This is a genomic window from Mangrovimonas xylaniphaga (assembly GCF_001280435.1).
GTDB lineage: Bacteria > Bacteroidota > Bacteroidia > Flavobacteriales > Flavobacteriaceae > Mangrovimonas_A > Mangrovimonas_A xylaniphaga.
On the sequence record NZ_LBIP01000013.1, the window covers coordinates 1,811,505 to 1,831,553 of the forward strand.

General features: G+C 39.3%; 16 protein-coding genes. 4 read left to right on the plus strand and 12 right to left on the minus strand.

Going from position 1 to position 20,049, the window contains the following annotated elements; all coding sequences use genetic code 11:
* Positions 1-4: 4 nt before the first annotated feature.
* Positions 5-2,008, minus strand: a complete 2,004-nt coding sequence (locus tag ZA06_RS07970; RefSeq protein ID WP_053976837.1) for a choice-of-anchor D domain-containing protein — start codon at positions 2,006-2,008, stop codon at positions 5-7.
* Positions 2,009-2,123: 115 nt separating this feature from the next.
* Between ZA06_RS07970 and ZA06_RS07975 the strand changes: the two genes are divergently transcribed.
* Positions 2,124-2,597: a regulatory protein RecX gene (locus ZA06_RS07975; protein WP_053976838.1), complete on the plus strand. Its 474-nt coding sequence runs from the start codon at positions 2,124-2,126 to the stop codon at positions 2,595-2,597.
* 53 nt (positions 2,598-2,650) lie between these two features.
* Here ZA06_RS07975 and ZA06_RS07980 read toward each other — a convergent pair whose 3' ends face one another.
* The 3 genes from ZA06_RS07980 to ZA06_RS07990 all read right to left on the minus strand — a co-directional run bounded on the left by ZA06_RS07980 (position 2,651) and on the right by ZA06_RS07990 (position 5,967).
* On the minus strand, positions 2,651-3,142 hold the full coding sequence (locus ZA06_RS07980; RefSeq protein WP_053976839.1) for a DUF6646 family protein: 492 nt from the start codon (positions 3,140-3,142) through the stop codon (positions 2,651-2,653).
* A gap of 45 nt (positions 3,143-3,187) precedes the next feature.
* Complete coding sequence (locus ZA06_RS07985) at positions 3,188-4,054, minus strand: cupin-like domain-containing protein (protein ID WP_053976840.1); 867 nt, start codon at positions 4,052-4,054, stop codon at positions 3,188-3,190.
* A 92-nt stretch (positions 4,055-4,146) separates the two neighbouring features.
* A complete protein-coding gene (locus ZA06_RS07990) occupies positions 4,147-5,967 on the minus strand; it encodes a TonB-dependent receptor plug domain-containing protein (protein ID WP_053976841.1) in 1,821 nt (606 codons plus the stop codon).
* Between the two features lie 70 nt (positions 5,968-6,037).
* Between ZA06_RS07990 and ZA06_RS07995 the strand changes: the two genes are divergently transcribed.
* The 3 genes from ZA06_RS07995 to ZA06_RS08005 all read left to right on the plus strand — a co-directional run bounded on the left by ZA06_RS07995 (position 6,038) and on the right by ZA06_RS08005 (position 8,324).
* Positions 6,038-7,528 (plus strand): aminotransferase-like domain-containing protein, encoded by a 1,491-nt coding sequence (locus ZA06_RS07995; RefSeq protein ID WP_053976842.1) that lies wholly within the window; start codon positions 6,038-6,040, stop codon positions 7,526-7,528.
* A gap of 77 nt (positions 7,529-7,605) precedes the next feature.
* Positions 7,606-8,115, plus strand: coding sequence for a DUF2975 domain-containing protein (locus ZA06_RS08000; RefSeq protein ID WP_053976843.1), 510 nt, complete (start codon positions 7,606-7,608; stop codon positions 8,113-8,115).
* A 2-nt stretch (positions 8,116-8,117) separates the two neighbouring features.
* Positions 8,118-8,324 (plus strand): helix-turn-helix domain-containing protein, encoded by a 207-nt coding sequence (locus ZA06_RS08005; RefSeq protein WP_053976844.1) that lies wholly within the window; start codon positions 8,118-8,120, stop codon positions 8,322-8,324.
* Positions 8,325-8,329: 5 nt separating this feature from the next.
* On the opposite strand, the gene ZA06_RS08010 is transcribed toward ZA06_RS08005, so the two are convergent.
* The 8 genes from ZA06_RS08010 to ZA06_RS08045 all read right to left on the minus strand — a co-directional run bounded on the left by ZA06_RS08010 (position 8,330) and on the right by ZA06_RS08045 (position 20,017).
* A complete protein-coding gene (locus ZA06_RS08010) occupies positions 8,330-8,878 on the minus strand; it encodes a hypothetical protein (RefSeq protein WP_053976845.1) in 549 nt (182 codons plus the stop codon).
* 109 nt (positions 8,879-8,987) lie between these two features.
* Positions 8,988-9,284, minus strand: coding sequence for a F0F1 ATP synthase subunit epsilon (locus ZA06_RS08015; protein ID WP_053976846.1), 297 nt, complete (start codon positions 9,282-9,284; stop codon positions 8,988-8,990).
* A 14-nt stretch (positions 9,285-9,298) separates the two neighbouring features.
* Complete coding sequence (atpD, locus tag ZA06_RS08020) at positions 9,299-10,807, minus strand: F0F1 ATP synthase subunit beta (RefSeq protein WP_053976847.1); 1,509 nt, start codon at positions 10,805-10,807, stop codon at positions 9,299-9,301.
* 202 nt (positions 10,808-11,009) lie between these two features.
* Positions 11,010-12,614 carry an SGNH/GDSL hydrolase family protein gene (locus ZA06_RS08025; protein WP_053976848.1) on the minus strand — a complete coding sequence of 535 codons (1,605 nt, stop codon included), beginning with the start codon at positions 12,612-12,614 and terminating at the stop codon, positions 11,010-11,012.
* A gap of 21 nt (positions 12,615-12,635) precedes the next feature.
* A complete protein-coding gene (locus ZA06_RS08030) occupies positions 12,636-15,416 on the minus strand; it encodes a TonB-dependent receptor (RefSeq protein WP_053976849.1) in 2,781 nt (926 codons plus the stop codon).
* A 204-nt stretch (positions 15,417-15,620) separates the two neighbouring features.
* A complete protein-coding gene (gene glmS, locus ZA06_RS08035; protein ID WP_053976850.1) occupies positions 15,621-17,468 on the minus strand; it encodes a glutamine--fructose-6-phosphate transaminase (isomerizing) in 1,848 nt (615 codons plus the stop codon).
* 6 nt (positions 17,469-17,474) lie between these two features.
* Positions 17,475-19,196, minus strand: coding sequence for a DUF4270 domain-containing protein (locus ZA06_RS08040; RefSeq protein ID WP_053976851.1), 1,722 nt, complete (start codon positions 19,194-19,196; stop codon positions 17,475-17,477).
* An 11-nt stretch (positions 19,197-19,207) separates the two neighbouring features.
* Positions 19,208-20,017 (minus strand): glycogen/starch synthase, encoded by an 810-nt coding sequence (locus tag ZA06_RS08045; RefSeq protein WP_053976852.1) that lies wholly within the window; start codon positions 20,015-20,017, stop codon positions 19,208-19,210.
* Between the last annotated feature and the right edge of the window lie 32 nt (positions 20,018-20,049).

A 20,049-nucleotide genomic window follows, 5' to 3' on the forward strand; every position in this document is an offset into this window, starting at 1 on the left:
CGGCCTAAGATCCATCGGCGCCATCGGCAGCACATTGGGTGTCCGTGGTTCCCATAACAATAGCAAAAGCGCTGTTTTGAAGGATTGTCCCAGTGTTTAAAGTAATAATATTGTAGCTGGAGGTGTTCCCATTGTTATAGACTCGTAAACTGTAATTTGTAGTTGAAAAATCAATGTTAGCATTGGTAGCATTGTATAATTCCACATAAGATAAACTTCCGGTTGGTGAATCCGTTACTTGACTAATGAACAGGTTATCCAAATTTGCCGAATTACTGGTGTCACATCCAGAGATTGATTGGTCAATAAGCGTAAATGTATTGCTGAAGATACAACCACTGGCCAATTCTACACTGATAGGACCACCTATGGTGACGTTCGACGGGATGCTAACCGTTAGTTCTTCAGAGGAGTTTGAAACTATGGAAAGAGATGTGCCATTAAGTGATGCAGTTGCTCCCAAAAGATTATTTGTGGAACTTATAGAGACCTCTGTTCCAATAGGACCTTCGGTAGGGGTAATTGTGCCACTTGTAGAAGGACAGGTTGCCGTGCCTTCAATCGTAAATGTATAAGGGTTTTTGTTGGGATCGGAATTTGTAATGGAAACAACGCAGCTTCTGGTCCCAGAATCTGTTGTGGGTTGAAAGGTAATGCTGAAGTCTGCATAGCTGCCAATGGAAATGGCGTAGGGCGTGGAGGCCGTTACATAGAAATCTGCCGTATCTCCAGAAAGGGAAATTGTGGAAACTTCAAGAACGTCACTGCCAGTTTCGTTTGCAATGCGAAAACTCTTGGTTTGACTCCCGGAATTGATGGTTTGTGATGCGAAAAGGGTATTGTTTAATCCAGAAGTTGTGGTGCTACCATTAGCAATGGTGGGATTGGCTCCAATCACGCCTCTCACAATAATATTTGGAGCGGGCGTATATCCTTCTCCTAATAAATTGATAACGCAATCTCCTTCGTTATTATCGTTGTTAATTATTTCCAAAGTACCATTTAAGAGGCCATCACTAAGAGGAGAAAACCTTATTGTAACAATCGTGCTTGAACTGGGATTGACCACAAGAGGCGTTGTAAAACTTGGAAGGGTTAAGGGATCAATAATTGAAAAATCCCCAGTGAGGTTTAAATTGGTTATTTCAAGATCGGCATTGCCAATATTTTCAATGGTGAAGTCAATATCAATATAGTCATTGTTACTTTCCGTACTTCCAAAGTTTATAGTGTAGCCGCAATTTTGCGGATTGGCATCGGCGTCCAAAAGTTTTAATTCAGGGCTAGGACTTCCACTAAAGGCTGTAATTGAAATGTTGTCTATGGCAAATTCATCTCTAGATTCTGAGCCCGAAATGTCATCACCACTCCATCGCAAATAATAAAAGGAACCATCTGCAACGGCCAAACCTGTAAGGGTGATGCTTTTTGGGGAAGTTATTAAAACATCGGTTGCTACTTGTGGAGAATTGTAATCTAGTGTTGTTTCATGGATATATGTTGTGTTATCATCGGAATGTGAGAAATTGAAGCTATTGCTTCGCTCTTGGTCATTAAAACAGAGAATGTCGTAAGTCAATTCCAAAGAATTAATAAGGTTCCCTGTGTTGTTTTGAATGCGCAGTGTTAGGTCTCCCGGAGTCCAATCGCTACCACCAGGTTGGATTCCTAATGCGATATCTCCATTATTACTAAAGGCATACCAACCTCCTGTTGATTCGCCATAAGTAGAAGTCCCTCCAGCATAATCTCCTGAATCTCCAGTATCTCCAAAGTTTAGATTTCCATCACTGTTTCCAGTATGGGACCAGGCATCGGAATCTAATTGTCCACTGTTGGGGTTTGGAGACCAGCCACTACCAGTAAAGGCATTGTTGTTTACATTGGTTAAAGTGTTGTCAAAATCAATAGTGTAAGGGACACCTGTTGAGTCGATTTCTAATTGTCCAAAACTATATGTTGCCACAAAGGCGATAGCAACAAAACTGAGGGTTGGTTGTTTTGTCATTACGGATTAATTATTGGTTGGTTAAAAAAGAAGACTTAAATATAAGTAAAATATCTAATATTCAGATAGTTAGTTTGTTTTCGCCAAATTGTTTAATTGTTGTTATTTTTGAAACATGCAAACACACAAAACGTATACGGTAGAGGAAGCTGTTAAAAAGTTGGAACATTACTGTGCCTATCAGGAGCGTTGCCATAAGGAAGTGGTTCAAAAATTACGAACAATGCATATGATTCCAGAGGCTATTGACCATATCGTCGTGCACTTGCTTGCGCATAAGTTTTTAAACGAAGAGCGCTTTGCCAAGAGTTTTGTGAGGGGAAAGTTCAGAATTAAGAAATGGGGAAGGAATCGGCTAAAGAATGAACTCAAGGCCAAGGAAATTTCTGCTTATAACATCAATGCTGCCTTAAAGGAAATTGACGATCAGGAATATTTGGAAGTGTTTTATAGCTTGGCAGAAAAGCAATGTGAAACTATCAGGGAAACCAATCCTTTTAAGAAAAAGAAAAAGCTAGCAGATTACCTATTGTATCGTGGATGGGAATCGCATTTGGTTTATGAAAAGGTGAATGAATTGATCCGATAAAAAAAGGCTGTTTATTAAACAGCCTTTTTTTATATATGATTTGTTACTTTAATTTACAGATTGAAGGAAGCTCCAAAGCTAATGGTAAATTGATTGTGTAATTTCTCTGCTGGTGATAAATGGCCAGTATCGTAAAAAGCGATAGGATAAGTAGCTTCGGTAAACACACCAAAACCTGATGTAAAGAAATAACGCGCTCCCAAATGTCCTCCAAAATTCTTGATGCTAAAATCCAATCCAGGGTATAAATCGAAATCTTCATGGATGTTGATGACATTCCCCAAATGTGCATTAAAACGTGCTTTAACATCAAAACGGTCAATAAAATCGGCATCAAGGAACTCTGGTACATCCAAAGCGTAAGTGGATGCAAATCCTAAAGAGATGTTTTCCCCAAGCCCGAAGTCGTAAGTGGCGTTGATTCCCGTAGCACGGTCTTGAAAATTGGCTCCAATCTGGAATTTTTTGTCGCCTTTTCCTTGAAAGGCTTGCGAGTAGGTTAAGGTGGCACATAACAAAAATGCCACAAATAGAATATTCTTCATGTTATTTGGTTTTTTGAGTGGACAAATATAGCACAACCAAAGTAGTTATGCGTTAAGATTTATTCTATTATGGGTCCTTGTAATGGCTTGTTCATTTTTCCAGTCTATCCATTTTTGTCCTTGTAAACGCCTCATGAAATTGTCCAAATATCGTAATACGAAGACATTATAAATGGCGATTCCCAAATTTTTTGGATGTCTCGGAATAGCTCTCAAACTCATGGAAAATCCAGGTGTTAGATATTTCATATAGTGCCAATAGCCTTCGGGCATATAGAGTACTTCACCATGTTCCAATTTAGTAGTGTAGCCTTCTACATTTTTTAGGGCAGGCCACTGATTGAAATCTGGATTCGAAAAATCGATGTCTTCCCTGGTAATTAAGGAATAGGGAATTTTATAGAGATGCTTGTTTTGGTTTTGGTCGAACAAAATGATTTGTTTGGTCCCTTCAAAATGGAAATGAAAAATATTGGCCAAATCAATATCATAGTGCATAAACGTATGCGAATTCTCACCTCCAAAAAATAACATTGGTAGCTTTTTCATAAGCTTAATACCAAAATCTGGAAAGGAAAAATCGCTTTGTAGTTCGGGTACTTCCTTGAGGATATTCCAAAGGAAAATGCGGTATTTGGTGGGTTCGCTTCTTAAAAGGTCGATGTATTCGGCCATTTTCATGGTGGCGTGAGGTTGGTTGAAACCATCTTCGTGATGTACTGGTCGATCATCATAAAGGGGAACCGTTTTGTCTCCCGAAACAGATTTCATATACTCCAACGACCATTTGGAATAAGCAGGCCAATCTTCAGTTAAAGATTCAATAACCACAGGTTTTTGCGGCTTGAAGTAGTTTGCAATAAAGTCCTCTTTGGTAATTGTTTTTACGCGAGGAATGTTATGAAGCTTCAATAGAAAAGTATGAATAGTTAACGTCTAAAGTTAAGAAAACGTTAGGACATGATATTCATACTTTTGCTATTGTTGAAAACTTGCTTTGATCCTTAATTGAAATGATAAGTTGCCCCGAACAGTACATTACCTTTAGGCATTGGTACTAAGTTAGTTTCGTAATATTCTTCATTGAAAATGTTGTTGGCGTAAAAAGACAAGTCCAATTGTTGAATACTCACCGTAAGTCCTACATCAAAGACAGTATAGGCTTGTCCAGAGGTGCGCTCGGCATATTTATAGGTCAAACTTGGTTGTACAATTTTAAAGAAATGACCACGGTAGGTTGCTGTTGCCTGATGCTTTAAAGAGTTGATAGAATATCTTGAATAGTCGATATCCAAATCTTTAATTTCATCTTCTATAAAGGTATAGCCAAGATCGATGTGTTGTGTGAGTCCAGACAGTTTAAAATGATAATTGAGGTTAGCTTCAAAACCTTTGGTGTTCAAATCTCTTATGTTTTCTGCTTGCCAAAGGTCGTCCTCATTTACTTTTACATAATCAATAAGTTTTTGGGAATCTCTGTTGAAGAATGCCACAGAAGCATTGATGGATTTTCCTAGGAATTTTACCCCTATTTCCTCTGCAATGGCCTCTTCAGGATCCAATTGGTCATTTCCTAAAGTTGTTGGGTCGCTGTAGTACAAATCGGTGTAGGTTGGGATGCGGTATGTATAACCAATATTTCCGTAAAGTTTTAATTGATCGGAAACCGAATATCCTACATCTACTCCGGGGAATGCATGGAATTTAAAATCTGAAAAATAGGTCACTGCCACTCCAGGAGTCACGTCGAATTTGTTGTTGAAAAATTTGAAACGGTGCTCCAAGAAGAAGTTGGTCATAAAACGGTCGCGTTTTCCTAAATTATTACTGGAAAGATAGGTTTGCGCCAAATCCATTCCAAATCCGGTTGTTCCAATATTGGAGTTGTAAGAACCGTGAAGTTCTGCTCCAATCTTGTTGGTTTGGTGTAGGTTTCTGTAACCTTCAGGATTGGTTCTTGTGTACAAATACATATCCTGATTTCTGCGCCAGTACAAACGAGGTTTCAGTGTTATGTTGTTATGGTTGTAAACAGACGACAATCCTACCAAACTTGCTTGGGTTTCTTCATATTGATTAACTGCTGAAGGAGAGGCATAAAATCCATTGGCTCCAAAATCGCGCTCTTGGAATGTAGCAATCAAATCGATGGGCATGTGGTTTTTATTAAAACTACTTTTCAAAAAGTAATTCTGATTGTCATAATCGGTGTTGTAGCGATAGCCTTCAGACGTATTTCTGGAATAGTGAATGATGTGTGAGGTATTGCTAAGCTCGCTACCCACAGTTACTGAGGCATTTTTCTGCCCGAAAGAACCAGCTTGTACCCCTAAATCTACTCGGTTGTCCATAGATTTTTTGGTAATGATATTGACTGCTCCCGTAAAGGCATTTTGGCCAAATACTCTTGCCGCAGGCCCTTTTATGATTTCAATACGTTCAATTACTTCTAGGGGCAAGGCCAAGTTCATACTATGGTGCCCCGTTTGGGCATCTTCCAATTTAATGCCATCAATTAACAATAGGGTCTGGTCAAAACTTCCTCCTCGAATGTAAAGATCGGCTTGTGAACCATAAGTTCCACGACGGCGAACATCCACCCCAGTTACTTGCTGTAATAAATCGGCCAGATTGGTGGCTGGGCTTTCTTTGATGTCCTTTGCGGTAATTACAGTAATGGTTCTTGAGTTTTCCTTAAAGGGAAGGTCAATACGCGTGGAGGTAATGATGACTTCGTCCAGGGAGTCCATTTTAACTGGTTCCACTTGGGCAATCCCCATTAAGGTTGATAATATAACTGCTGATGACAATAATTTGGTTTTCATGAATTGATGTAATTTAACTCTGCAAAAGTCGTAACTTTCCGGACGAGTAAACTAGTCCAGTTTTAAAACTATGAATAGTCCGGTTAATGACCTCTTAAAACAGCTGATTTTTTTTGAAAAATCAAGTTCAACAGCAGTTTATATTCAAATCGCACAACAAATTATCAATGCCATTCAACGGGGGTATCTTTCCAAAGGTACGGCATTGCCAGGAACGCGAAGTTTTAGCCAGCTTTTCAGTATCCATAGAAATACGGCAGTGGCAGTTTATGAGGAATTAGCCTCGCAGGGTTGGGTTGAGATTCTTCCCAATAAAGGAACTTTTGTATTGTTGCCAGAACAACGAACGGCTCCCATTAAGGCCTCGGTCCAGCAAATTGACCAGGTTTATAACTATTCAAAAACAACTGGGTTTCCATTTCAACAGTCGTTTCATTTGGCATCCACGGCTCAGGAAACCAATGCGAAATATACCATTAATGATGGACAACCTGATTTGAGACTGCATCCTGTGCATCAATTTTCAAGATGGTACAGTGCGGCCATGAAGCGAAAGTCTTTAATCTCGAAATGGAACCATACAAGTGAATTGTCTGCTTCGGTTTTTGAAACCCAATTGTGTAACTATTTAAATGCAACCAGGGGATTTCATATTCAACCAAACAATTTGTTGAGTACCCGAAGTACAGAAATGAGCCTGTACATTGTTTCTCAGTTGTTGATCAAGCAGAATGATGTGGTATTGGTTGGGCAGTTGAGTAATTATGCCTCGAACATGATTTTTCAGCAGGCCGGTGCTGCTATAAGGACTATTCCTGTGGACGAATATGGTTTGGATGTAGATTATATTAGAACCCATTTTATAAAACGAAATATTCGTTGTGTGTATGTGTGCGCTCATCGACACTATCCAACCACTAAAACTTTGAGTGCAGAGCGTCGTTTAAAGCTTTTGGAATTAGCCAAAGAATATCAGTTTGCTATTATCGAGGATGATTATGATTACGATTTCCAATTTGAAGGCTCTGCCATGTTACCTATGGCGAGCGCCGATGCCAATGGCTTGGTGATTTATTTGGGGAAATTGGGACAGTCATTGTTCCCTAGTTTTCAAACAGGGTTTGTTGTGGCTCCTGAGAACTTAATTTTAGAGGCAAAAAACTATTTGCAATTGTTGGATCGTCAAGGTGATTTAATTCAGGAGCAAATGCTTTCGGAATTGATTAGTGAAGGGGAAATGTACAGATTGATTAAAAAGAATGTCATTGTTTATAAACAACGGCGTGATTGTTTGTGTAGTCTGCTGAAGACTTATTTTAAGGATATCATTTCTTATGAAATTCCGGCTGGAGGGTTAGCGATTTGGTTACAGTTCAATTCCAAAATTTCTTTGGTAAAATTAGCCGAACAAGCTGAAAAGCATGATTTGTTTTTGCCAAAAACCATTTTGTATCAAGATGCGGAAACTTGTGCCATTAGGTTTGGCTTTGGGCATTTAAATGAGGAGGAAATTCAATTTGTTGTTGAACGTTTGAAAAGGGCGTTTGTTGAGGTGGCTTAATTATTTTTATTTTTTTACGGTTAAAAATTATTGAAAAACGATAAATTTTAATAAGTTTGTTTAAAAGAAGTTGTCCTATGAAGAAATTAATCCTTTTAAAATGGTTAGTGAGATACCTGTGGATTACAGGAGTTCTTGCTATGGGCGTAATGCTATTTTCCTATCTTCATTTCTTATTTACCGGTACACTTAATGCCGTTGTTAAGATTAATGGTGTTGAAGTGCAGGGAATGACAATTGAAAAGCACATTTTATTATTGTTAATCTATTTTTCTTTGGGCTTGGGGCTTAGAGCGGTTTTTCTGTTGGATGATGTACTTGACTATTTTAAAAACTTAAAACCGTTTAGTCACTCTGTGATCAAAAATTTCAATGAAATAGGAGTTCTCTTTGTTGTAAGTGCATTGATTACGGGTATACCCTGTTTTTTATTGTCGGGATATTTCGGAAATGGTATTGAACGGACTTTTTCAGTAACTCCAGGACCAATTATAATGCTTATATGTCTAGGGTTGTTTTTTATGGTTTTAAGTGAGTTGTTTAAAATAGCCAAAGCTGCTAAAGAGGAGAATGAATTAACAGTTTAGGGATGGGGATTATTGTGAATGTGGATGTGATGTTGGCCAAGCGTAAAATGAAAAGTAATGAGCTTGCAGAGGCTATTGGGATTACCACGGCTAATCTTTCTATTTTAAAAACAGGCAAAGCCAAAGCAATTCGGTTTTCGACTTTGGAAGCCATTTGCAGGGAACTCGATTGTCAACCAGGCGATATTTTGGAGTATGTGGAGGATTAAGTTTTTTAAGCAGAAACTTTTTCTAATTGTTTCCGTAATTCCTCTTTATCCATCCATTTGTAATCGTTGGGTGTAGTGGCATCTAATAAATCGATATCCAATAATTCAGATAGTTCAAAACCAATCCGGAAGGCTTCCTTGGGATTATATTCTTCGTAAAGTTCCCAATGTTTGTTGGTGTCGTACCAAAGATTCACTTCGTAAATTTTATGACCATTATCTAAGGGCTGATGAAAAACAGATACATATTCGTAACTCGTAATAGTTTTCCATTGGCCTAGTTTTACTGGACCAATCTCAAAGGTTGAACGAAATCTAGATTTTTTTAGGTCAATGTGTACACTTTTTTGGAAGCAGAATGAAGTGCCAAAAACACTTAAGTATACTGCAAATTTAAAAAGGAGGCCAATGTCCCTAATAGTTTTGTCGTTCCAAACAACCTTGAAGATGATAAGTATTATGATATAGGTGGCAGCGGTAAAAAATAAAGCGGCTATTGGGATTTGCCATTTAGGCCGAGGACTCTCGGAAATGATAAGTTGGTTGGTATTCATATGGCAAATATAGCAGTAACTTTATGTTGAGCAACTATCCTATTATTCGATATAAAAAGAAAAAGCCAAACAATACTGTTTGGCTTTTCTATATTTAAGTTTCTGAATCTTATTTTTCAACAAGAATGATTACTTTATTGTCTTTCATTTCAACAGTTCCAGAATCTATTTTTAAGGTCAACACCTTATCATCTGTATGTAAAGGGATGATTTCGGCAGGCAATTCCTTAAATCCAGGCTGACTTTTGGTGTGCGTATGGATTTTGATGGTACCTTGTTGCAACAACGAGATAATAGGCGCGTGGTTTTGCAACATCTGGAATTCACCATCAACTCCAGGCAACACTACTGAGTCCACTTCTGAACTGAACAATGTAGCTTCTGGCGATACTATTTCTAAATACATAGTTTAGTGTTTTATTAAGCTTCAGCAAGCATTTTTTCTCCAGCTTCGATAGCTTCCTCGATAGTTCCTTTAAGGTTGAACGCTGCTTCTGGTAAGTGATCCAATTCACCGTCCATAATCATGTTAAATCCTTTGATGGTTTCTTTAATATCTACCAATACTCCAGGAATTCCAGTAAACTGCTCTGCTACGTGGAAAGGCTGAGACAAGAAACGTTGTACACGTCTTGCACGAGATACAGCCAATTTATCTTCTTCAGACAATTCTTCCATACCAAGGATGGCGATAATGTCTTGTAATTCTTTATAACGTTGCAATAACTCTTTTACACGTTGTGCACAGTTGTAGTGCTCGTTTCCTAAAATGTCAGCAGTAAGAATTCTAGAAGTAGAATCTAAGGGGTCTACCGCAGGGTAAATACCAAGCTCAGCAATTTTACGAGACAATACCGTTGTAGCATCCAAGTGGGCAAACGTTGTTGCAGGTGCCGGGTCAGTTAAGTCATCCGCAGGTACGTAAACCGCCTGTACAGATGTAATAGATCCTTTTTTGGTTGAAGTAATACGCTCTTGCATCGCACCCATCTCAGTTGCCAATGTTGGTTGGTAACCTACCGCAGATGGCATACGTCCAAGAAGTGCAGATACCTCAGAACCAGCTTGTGTAAAACGGAAGATGTTATCTACGAAGAAAAGAACGTCTTTTCCTTGTCCGTCTCCAGCTCCATCACGGAAGTACTCAGCAATTGTTAAACCAGACAAAGCAACACGTGCACGTGCTCCAGGTGGCTCATTCATCTGTCCGAATACGAAAGTAGCTTTAGATTCTTTCATTTTAGACTTATCTACTTTAGATAAATCCCATCCACCATCTTCCATAGAGTGCATGAAGTCTTCACCGTAACGGATAATTCCAGACTCTAACATCTCTCTCAAAAGGTCATTTCCTTCACGAGTTCTTTCACCTACGCCAGCAAATACAGATAAACCACCGTGACCTTTTGCAATATTGTTAATCAACTCCTGAATCAATACTGTTTTACCTACACCGGCACCACCAAATAATCCAATTTTACCTCCTTTTGCGTAAGGCTCAATCAAGTCGATTACTTTAATACCTGTAAATAATACTTCAGTGGAAGTTGATAAATCTTCAAATTTTGGAGCCTCTCTGTGAATTGGCAAACCAGATGTTCCAGCTTTTGGCAAATCACCAAGACCGTCGATAGCATCTCCAATTACATTAAACAAACGTCCGTAAACATCATCTCCAATTGGCATTTGGATAGGAGCACCAGTAGCGATAACTTCTGTTCCTCTGCTCAAACCATCAGATGAATCCATCGCAATTGTTCTTACAGTATCTTCACCAATGTGAGACTGTACTTCTAGAACAAGAGTGGAACCATCAGGTCTCTTAATCTCTAACGAATCGTAAATTTTTGGAAGTTCTGAATCAGCACCGAATTCAACATCGATAACCGGTCCTACAATTTGTGCAACTTTACCTGTAACTTTTGACATTACTTATATGTTTAATGTTTAGATATTTTAATACTGAAAAACAAGGACTACGCATTGAAGCGGGCTCCCCGTTTTTTGCGCTGCAAAGATATATTTTTTTAATTTAATAATAAAGCCATTTTTTTTAGTTTTTCAGGATAAAAAAACGCCTACTTGATAGAGTTTGACAAGTAGGCGTTTTTTATGAATTTTCTTAGCTATTTTATTGAAGGGTAGGAGCGTAGTTTGTTGGGAAGTTTCCTATATCTACTAAATTTCCTGAGGCTTCAAAATTGGATCCGTAAGTTTGGTCGATGGCCTTAAGGAAGGCATTTGCTATTGCAGCGTAACCCCTTGAGGTAAGGTGTACACCATCCAAAGACATGGCTCCTCCCGTAACCAAATTGGCGCTTAAGGTAAAATCACCATCTGTTAAACCTCCGTTGGCCAATTGGTACAACATAGCGTTGGCATCAACCATTGCTAAACCAGCTGCAGAGGCGGCCGCTTGAATTGTTGCGTTAAAACTATTGGTGGCAGTGGCTATTTCGGTTTGCTCTGTTGGAATCAATACCCATTTATCTTCCAATGGTAAGGTGATCCCCTCTACTGAAAACTGTCCAGCTAAAGCTTGAGGTAATCCTTGCGCCATTAAAGCTCCTGCATAGGAGCTGTTCACTGTACCAATTACAGTACTGCTGGTCAACACAAATAAGTCATTTTCGTTGGCCTGTCTTGTCTGTCCGTAGGTTTGGCCTAATAAAGCCGCTACCAATGGAGCTGCTTCCTCAGGAAGTCCAAATTGGCCTATAAAGGCAGGGAAGGTTGGACTGGCCATTAAGGCTCCCGTAATGGTAGATGAAATATCTTCTAAACTTTCGTCCTTAATCACCACGGCACTTGCTTCTGTTTCAGAAAATACAATGGCTCTTTCAGGAGCTCCTATAGCTACGTAAACTTGGTTTAAAGCACCAAAAATAGCATTCAAGGTTGGAATTTGAGGTCCGAAATCAGGGTTGGAAGGATCCAAAGGATTGTAAGGAACCGTTGTAAAATGAGGAATTGTTGTGATGTCTGGAATGTTTGCAACCACCCCTTTAGCACCTCCTGATGTTAGAGTTGTTACAAGAGTAGAGATGGCATAATCAAAGGTTGGCTGGTCTGTTATAGGTGAAGACCCATCGGCACCACTTAAAGCATATCCTAAAACGTCATTGTTTCCTATCCACATAGTAAAGAAGGATGGGTTTTGAGCCATAGCCATTTCAATAACACTAGCATCTGGAGTGGCCCCCGTCATTCTTACAAAATAAGGATTGGCCAATCCTGCTGAAAGGTTGGCTATATTTCCATAACCTGGAGCCAAAAGATGAAAACTTTTCGCCCCTGGAACTCCCATATTGTTGAAAGGCCCGGTGGGATTGTTGGTAGCAATATCTGTAGTTACGGTTACTGTTCCAATCACCGATTCTAAAGGTACTGGCCCAGCTCCTCCAAAGACCAATCTTGGGGAGGCAATGCGGTTTCCTGCTAGGGCCAACCCTCCGTAATTGTCGTTCATTAATGGTTGAGTGAAAGTTCCGCCATCGGCTAAACTGAATTGTGAGGCCAAAATGTTAGGATAGGAATTTTCTTGAGAGGCTATAAATAGGGCTCCATCGGTATAACCAGAGGTTAATGAGTTTCCTAAAGAAACGTAATTTGAAAAATCAGCTTCTCCTGCGGTTAATTCAGGTAGGGGTTCTGTAGAAGGAGCTATTGTGTCGTCACTGTCGCAGGCCATGAATCCTAAGGAGATGGCGAGCAACCATATATATTTTGTATTCATATTAATGATGTTTGCTAATTGTTATAGGTTGTTGATTGTCCATGAAACGTAGTACATAGATCCTATGTATCCAGTACCAATGGCAGTAAAGTACTCATCGCCCAATAGGTTGGTGGCGCCAGCTTTAAAGCTAGATTTGATAGATGGTACTCTGTAGTTAACTTGGGCATCCAAGGTGTGGTATGCTGGGATAGCGCCGTCACCAAAGGTTGCTTGCCAGTAGTAATCGTCGCTCCATCTCCAAGCTATGTTAAATCCAAAGTTTTTGAACAAATCGGTATGCCCAAAAGAAGCCTTTACTTTATGTTCTGGCGTGTTAAAGTTGGTTCTGAAATCTGGATAGGCTGCTTGATCAAAATCTTGTTTTGTATAAGTATAGCTTCCTCCTAAATCGAAATCACCAAATATTTTTGTTGAAACCCCAAGGGAACCACCATAAGAATTTACATCAGCTTCTGAATTGGTGTATGCTTGGTAAACATTGTAATCTCCATTAGCAATGGCAGCAACAGAAAGTGTGTTGTCTCCAACTTCACCGTAAAGTGGTGCTATCACATTTTCACTAGAGATAAAGTCTTTGTACTTGTTGTAGTAAACGCTGAAGTCAATAATGTTTTTTTCAAACTTACCACGATACCCAACTTCAAAAGAAGTTACACGTTCTGGTTTTACCAGGTCTGGATTTCCTATTTCTAAAAGGGCAGGGTTCCCTGCTAGTGAAAAGGCTTGTACGGAAGATGCTGAATAGGAGTTGTTATAAGCGGCAGCTCCTGTTTGGGTAATACTAGAAGGTTGTCCTAATAATTGTCCCGAAGCGCTTACAGCATAATCTCTTGAATAACGGTCTAAGTTATCAGGGGCAGCACCAACTAAAACGGCGCGTCCCGCGTCCAATCCAATGAATAAATCCTGTGTAGTTGGGTTTCTGAATCCGGTTTGTACAGATGCACGGATGTTGTGGTCTTCATGCAAAGTTAAACCTGCCGATAATCTTGGCGACAAGAACCCATCAAAGAATTCTGATTTGTCATAACGAATAGAGCCTGTTAGCTTTAAGGACATATCATTGTTGAACTTTAAAAGTTTCTGCATTTGTGTATAGATTCCGAATTCGGAATAATCGATAGCTCCGTCGTAATCGGTATAGATGGTTCCAGAAGAATTAAGGCTGTACTTTCTGTAAGAACCTCCAACTTGAATTTCAACAACATCCCATAAATGTGTGAAGTTGTAGTTGGCATCGGCATGGTAATATTTGGAAGCATCCTGGAATTTAGACCCAGTGCTTAAGTTTGGATCGCTGATACTTCTGTTGAAAGCCGCTTGGAATTCAGGAGAACCTGGTTCATATCTTCCGGTGTCGGCCTGGGCACGGGCAATAGCATGGGCTTGTTCATTTGTTGCTCCAGCCAAAGTGGCCTGTACATAGGTTCCTGTATATTCTCCAAACCAAGTTTGGTCATCTTTCCAAGCTCTGTTGATATTGATTCCCGTGAAAACCATATCGTAAGAATCTCCGGCTTTATCAGAAACCACATACCCTCTAACAAAGAAGTTGTTGTTGCGAACTTCCAATTTGTGTTGTTGTTGGAAGAAGTTGTCAATAGTATATCTGTTGGTTCCTTGATAAATGGTAGAACCTGTTCCAATTTTACCAACATAGGCAATTTCAAAGTCATCGGCCATTGGTCTGAAGTACAATCCCCAGTCGGCTTTAATACTTTCCGCATTATAATCGGTTAAATCGCGTTCTTCATATCCTGTTCTACTTACGTCTACAGAAGGCACTAACGATTCGGCACCACTTGGAAGAATTCCCAAGCCAACCAATGCTAAGGCCACGTCTCTAATGTCTGTAGAAACTTCATCTCCATAAATATTGTATCCATCATATCCAACACTTGCTCTAGTGTCTCCTGTACCTGGTTTTCCTTGGTAGTTGTTCGCTACCCAGTCCGTTCCTTTTAACCAACCAAAATTTACTTTGGCTGCAAACTTATCACTGAATTTGTAAGCTGCTCTAATCCCAGCGTCTCTGTAAGTGTTATCTCCTGCAGCATCTTGCGAAGTAATTCCTTGCTTGTAGTACCCACTAATTCCATGGTGATCAAATGGATTTTTACTACGCATGAACAAAATACCATTGAAGGCGTTAGCTCCGTACAAAGCCGAAGCAGCACCAGGCAATAGTTCTACACTTTGGATATCGGTTTCATTCATCCCAACCAAATTCCCAATTGGGAAGTTAAGGGCCGGTGTAGAGTTGTCCATGCCGTCTACCAACTGCATGAAACGGGTATTGGCGAAGGTGGCAAAACCTCTTGTATTGATAGCCTTAAAGGTTAAACTGTTGGTGTTCACGTCTACTCCCTTTAAGTTTTCAAGTCCGTCGTAAAAATCTGCAGAAGCGGTGTTTTTGATTTCCTTTAAACCAAAACGTTCCACTGTAACTGGGGATTCAAAAATACGTTCAGGAGTTCTGGAGGCAGAAATAACAATTTCGTCCAGTTCTGTTCCTTCGGTTAAAATAATGTCTATGGTTTGAGGGTTGGTAGTAATTTCTTTAGTGACACTTTGAAATCCAACGCTACTTACTTGGATGCTAAATGGAGGTTGTTGATTGACAACAAAGGAATAATTTCCGTCAAAATCCGAAATGGTACCTTCGGAGGAACCAAGAGCTATAATGTTGGCTCCTGGAAGCGGTTGGCCGTTGTGGTCGGTAATTTTTCCTGATACGGTAGTTTGTGCAAACGAAAAGGCACAAAAAAGCAGCATAAGAATCTTAGGGAGTGTTTTCATTATTAAGAATTAGTTATTAGTGGCGCCAATATATATAAACTTTGAGAACTTACAATGAAGAATTATCAAAAAACTATGCATGCATAGTACTTTTTGATAAAAAAGACCTATTTGTAATGGGAAATAGATAAAAAAAGCCTCTAAAAATGCATAATTCATATTGCATTTTTAGAGGCTTTTGAGTTCTAGACCTTAGAGTTTGTACTATTCTACGGTCACCGATTTGGCTAAATTTCGTGGTTGATCCACATTTTTACCTAGCATTACGGCCATATGGTATGATAGTAATTGAAGCGGAATGGTGGTTAACAATGGTGATAAAGACTCTAAAGTTTCAGGAACTTCAATGACGTGATCAGCCAATTCCTTAACACTCTCGTCACCTTCCATAACGATTCCTATAATTTTTCCTTTTCTGGATTTAATTTCCTGAATGTTGCTTACCACTTTTTCGTAATGCCCCTTTTTGGTAGCGATTACAACTATTGGCATGTTTTCATCAATTAAGGCAATTGGACCGTGCTTCATTTCTGCCGCTGGGTAGCCCTCAGCATGGATATATGAAATCTCTTTTAGTTTAAGAGCACCTTCCAAAGCAACCGGGAAATTATAGCCTCTCCCTAGGTAAAGACAGTTTTTGGAGTCTTTATAGATATCGGCTATTTTCTTAACAGCTTCATCTGTTTCCAATGCCTTTTGAACTTTTTCGGGGATAAGTTCCAATTCAATTAAATGATGTCTGAAATCAGAACTTGAAATAGTGCCTTTGGCTCTTGCCAATCGGAGAGCTATTAAAGACAGTACAGTAATTTGAGTGGTAAATGCTTTTGTAGAAGCTACCCCAATTTCAGGCCCTGCATGGGTGTACGCTCCTGCATCGGTTTCTCGAGCAATAGAAGATCCTACAACATTACAAACACCAAATACAAAAGCACCTTTGGATTTTGCCAATTTGATGGCTGCCAAGGTGTCGGCAGTTTCACCTGATTGTGAAATAGCAATCACAATATCCTTCTCAGTAATGATAGGATTTCTATATCGGAATTCCGAAGCATATTCTACTTCAACAGGAATTCTGGCCAAATCTTCAAAAATGTACTCGGCAACTAAACCGGCATGCCATGAGGTTCCACAGGCTACAATGATAATTCTCTCTGCATTGAGGAATTTTTTCATGTTGTCCTCTACACCTGCCATTTTTATAATAGCTTGGTCTGTGAGCAAACGTCCTCTAAAAGTGTCCAAGATAGCACTTGGCTGCTCATAGATTTCCTTAAGCATGAAATGAGGGTAACCTCCTTTTTCAATTTGTTCAAGGTTTAGTTGCAGCTGTTGAACATAAGGATCTACTTTTGTATCGTCGTAAATTTTACGGATTTTGATATCCTTGTCACGACGAATAATTGCCATTTCCTCGTCTTCAAGGTATACCGCATTTTTAGTGTATTCCAAGAATGGAGACGCATCACTAGCAATAAAGAATTCGCCTTCACCAATACCAATGGCTAATGGGCTTCCCAATCTAGCAACAACAATTTCGTTAGGTTTAGTCTTATCAAAAACAGCAATGGCGTAAGCACCGATGACTTGGTTTAAGGCTACTTGAACCGCTTTACCAAGTTTTAGGTTTTCCTTTTGCATGACATCTTCAATCAGGTTTACTAATACTTCGGTATCAGTATCCGATTTGAATGTAAACCCTCTTTGGATCAATTCTTTTTTAAGGGATTCATAGTTTTCAATGATTCCGTTATGAATGATTACCAAATTCCCTGAGTTGGAAAGGTGGGGGTGTGAATTGACATCGTTTGGAACTCCATGGGTTGCCCAACGAGTGTGACCAATTCCTAAAGTTCCTTCCGTAGTAATTTCTTGTGCAATACGATCTTCCAAATCGGTAACTTTTCCTTTAGTTTTGGAAAGTTTGATATCGCAGTTATCAAAAAGTGCGATACCAGCACTGTCGTACCCTCTATATTCTAAACGTTTTAGTCCTTTTATGATAATGGGGTGGGCTTCACGATGCCCAATATACCCTACAATGCCACACATAATGTTTTAGTTTTCTGGTTCTGTATAAAAAATCTCCAAATATACCTTCTTGTCCTCATCTGCCGTGTTGTTTCCAAAAAGTACGGTTCCCCTTGGGGAAAGGACAGAACTTACAGGTACTTTTACGTCGTCTGCAGTAAGCATCTTTGCTTGATTGGTTGGTAGACCAGTACTGCTATTAACTTCTAGGTTTACGTTGGTTGAAACCACTAAACCTAATTTTACATTTGTAGAGTCGTTTTCTATAAGGCTTTTTACGTGTTCGGTAATTCTAAGTTTGTATTTGATTCCTTCACCATCAGCTTCATCATTCACGCGCTCCAATTTACCTAAGTGATTGGTTCTTGAATACAGAGGCGAAGTGGTGCTTGCAAGATCTCCTAAATAGTCAGCCAAATATCTTTCATTGTCAATATCGTAAAGATAAATGCGATCTGGCTCTTGACCATTCACTAGAGATTGATCTACGTGGAAAACAAGATTAGCTTCGTTAATTAGTCGTCTTCTTTTTGCAAACTTTCCTTCTTCGTCTGTTTGAGCAAAGAAGCTTTTAAAGTTTTCAAAAGTGTTGTCACTTTCTGTGTTTTCATCGGTGTCTTCACCGTCAAAAAGTTTGATGATTGCCATGGAACCTTGTCCTCCCTTTAGGTACAGTTTTTCATCTCCATTCAACTCATCTCCATCCAATAAAGGAAGGTTGAAATTATTTTCGAAGAAGTTAACACGATTTCCTGAAAACGTTAAGGTGTAGCTAGCTTCAATTCTATCTCCATCCTCAACACTTGGATCTTTGGTGTAATAAATGGTAATGTTTGCAGAAGTTGAAGACATGTTCAACATGGACATATGCCCTGATTCGCCAATTGCTTCAACCTTAAAGTAAATACCTCTAAAATAGTTGTTGAAATTGTTGGAGTTGCTCAAAACAGCGTCTCCTTCTTTAGCAATGATTTTTTCGTTCCAGTAGGTTGGATCCAATTTTACTCTAAGGGCCGGTGCTAAGCGCTCGGTTACTTCGTATTCAGGTTCCTCTCCTTCAGCTACTTCATCATCGGAAGGCTCTGTTAGGATAATCTGTGTTTCGCTAGGTTTGAAATTATCAAGAACAGATGGCTCTGTGTCACTTAAAAGTTCAACAATAGGTGTTCCTTCCAAGGAAGCAGGGTCTATAATTTCAGTAAGTGAAGTAGCGCCATTTGAATAGTAACGTTGACTTTCGTTAAATTCAGAATTTGGATCAAATCCTCTTAGGAAATAGTTGCTTTCATAGAGTGATAATTTGATATGTGCATCACCGAAAATAGAATCCAACTCATAAGTGTTGCCACCTTCATCTGCAGTTCCTGTTACGGAGCTGTAGAAAGGAATGGTCATGACAACAGAGTCAATTTGGGTGCCTTCCCCAAAACTTGGATCTGAAGTGGATTGTGCCAATTGGGTGACAAAACTTGCCGTTGTGCGTCCGTAAGTAGGGTCGTCATAGATTCCTAAAAGGTTGGACGGTAAATTATTGGATTGAACGGGACGGAATTGTGCGCCTTCACCTCCAAGTGCCCTGTTGTAAGTGATTACATCGTAAAGGCTTGTTTCTGAATTGAAATGGGAGTTGTTATCGCTGTTGATAAGGTCCGAATCCAGAGTGGAAAAATCTTCATTACAAGCAATGGTAGCCAAGGATAGTGCTGCCAGTACCGCAATGTTTTTTAGGGCAATTGTTTTCTTTTTCATGTAAGCGATTCTTATTTTAAGACTTCGGTAGTGTAAAATTCGGTATAAGGCTCCATAAATTCGTCTGGAGCATAGTACTCAAGTACCGGTTTACCGCAGGCTTTAAGATATTCGGTCAATTCGTCTGGAATAACAGCCGATCCTTTTATCAAGGCATCCGAGTGGTCTATAGCCACTTTCATGATGTTGGAATAATTAGGCGTTTCCAAGACTTTTACCAGATCTTCATCGATATTGTCGAATTTTACTTTGTTGATCATTTCTTTATCTAACGTACCTTCGAAGCTTTGATTGTATACCGAAGTTACAATTTTACTTTCGTTAAAAAGTGGTTCGTTCTTGTAAAATTCTTTTAAGTACAATGGAAGTAAAGAAGCCATCCATCCGTTAACATGGATAATATCTGGTGACCAATTGAGTTTTTTTACGGTTTCTATCACCCCTTTTGCGAAAAATATGGCGCGCTCGTCGTTGTCAGGAAACAGCTTTCCTTCCTCGTCTGTCAAGGTTGCTTTTCGCTTGAAATATTCTTCGTTGTCAATAAAATAAACCTGAATACGTTCTTTAGGGATGGAGGCCACTTTAATGATGAGTGGCATATCTAAATCGTTTATTACTAGATTGATACCGGAAAGACGGATTACTTCGTGCAATTGATGTCTTCTTTCATTAATGTTACCATATCTAGGCATAAATATTCGTATCTGGCCTCCTTGTTTGTTTACCATTTTTGGAGCTTCAAATGACATCGATGAGATCTCTGTTTCTGGTAAATATGGTACAACTTCGGAAGACACATACAATATTCGCTTATCTTTCATAAAATAGGTTCGATTTAGTAAATTAGAAATAA

Excerpts from the sequence above, each read along its gene's own strand:
- ZA06_RS08015 (WP_053976846.1), bottom strand. The coding sequence starts at position 9,284 with ATGTATTTAGAAATAGTATCGCCAGAAGCTACATTGTTCAGTTCAGAA.
- ZA06_RS08030 (WP_053976849.1), bottom strand. The coding sequence starts at position 15,416 with ATGAAAACACTCCCTAAGATTCTTATGCTGCTTTTTTGTGCCTTTTCG.
- ZA06_RS07970 (WP_053976837.1), bottom strand. The coding sequence starts at position 2,008 with ATGACAAAACAACCAACCCTCAGTTTTGTTGCTATCGCCTTTGTGGCA.
- ZA06_RS08045 (WP_053976852.1), bottom strand. The coding sequence starts at position 20,017 with ATGAAAGATAAGCGAATATTGTATGTGTCTTCCGAAGTTGTACCATAT.
- ZA06_RS08025 (WP_053976848.1), bottom strand. The coding sequence starts at position 12,614 with ATGAATACAAAATATATATGGTTGCTCGCCATCTCCTTAGGATTCATG.
- ZA06_RS08040 (WP_053976851.1), bottom strand. The coding sequence starts at position 19,196 with ATGAAAAAGAAAACAATTGCCCTAAAAAACATTGCGGTACTGGCAGCA.
- ZA06_RS07995 (WP_053976842.1), top strand. The coding sequence starts at position 6,038 with ATGAATAGTCCGGTTAATGACCTCTTAAAACAGCTGATTTTTTTTGAA.
- ZA06_RS07975 (WP_053976838.1), top strand. The coding sequence starts at position 2,124 with ATGCAAACACACAAAACGTATACGGTAGAGGAAGCTGTTAAAAAGTTG.
- ZA06_RS08005 (WP_053976844.1), top strand. The coding sequence starts at position 8,118 with ATGGGGATTATTGTGAATGTGGATGTGATGTTGGCCAAGCGTAAAATG.
- atpD (WP_053976847.1), bottom strand. The coding sequence starts at position 10,807 with ATGTCAAAAGTTACAGGTAAAGTTGCACAAATTGTAGGACCGGTTATC.
- ZA06_RS08010 (WP_053976845.1), bottom strand. The coding sequence starts at position 8,878 with ATGAATACCAACCAACTTATCATTTCCGAGAGTCCTCGGCCTAAATGG.
- ZA06_RS07990 (WP_053976841.1), bottom strand. The coding sequence starts at position 5,967 with ATGAAAACCAAATTATTGTCATCAGCAGTTATATTATCAACCTTAATG.
- glmS (WP_053976850.1), bottom strand. The coding sequence starts at position 17,468 with ATGTGTGGCATTGTAGGGTATATTGGGCATCGTGAAGCCCACCCCATT.
- ZA06_RS07980 (WP_053976839.1), bottom strand. The coding sequence starts at position 3,142 with ATGAAGAATATTCTATTTGTGGCATTTTTGTTATGTGCCACCTTAACC.
- ZA06_RS08000 (WP_053976843.1), top strand. The coding sequence starts at position 7,606 with ATGAAGAAATTAATCCTTTTAAAATGGTTAGTGAGATACCTGTGGATT.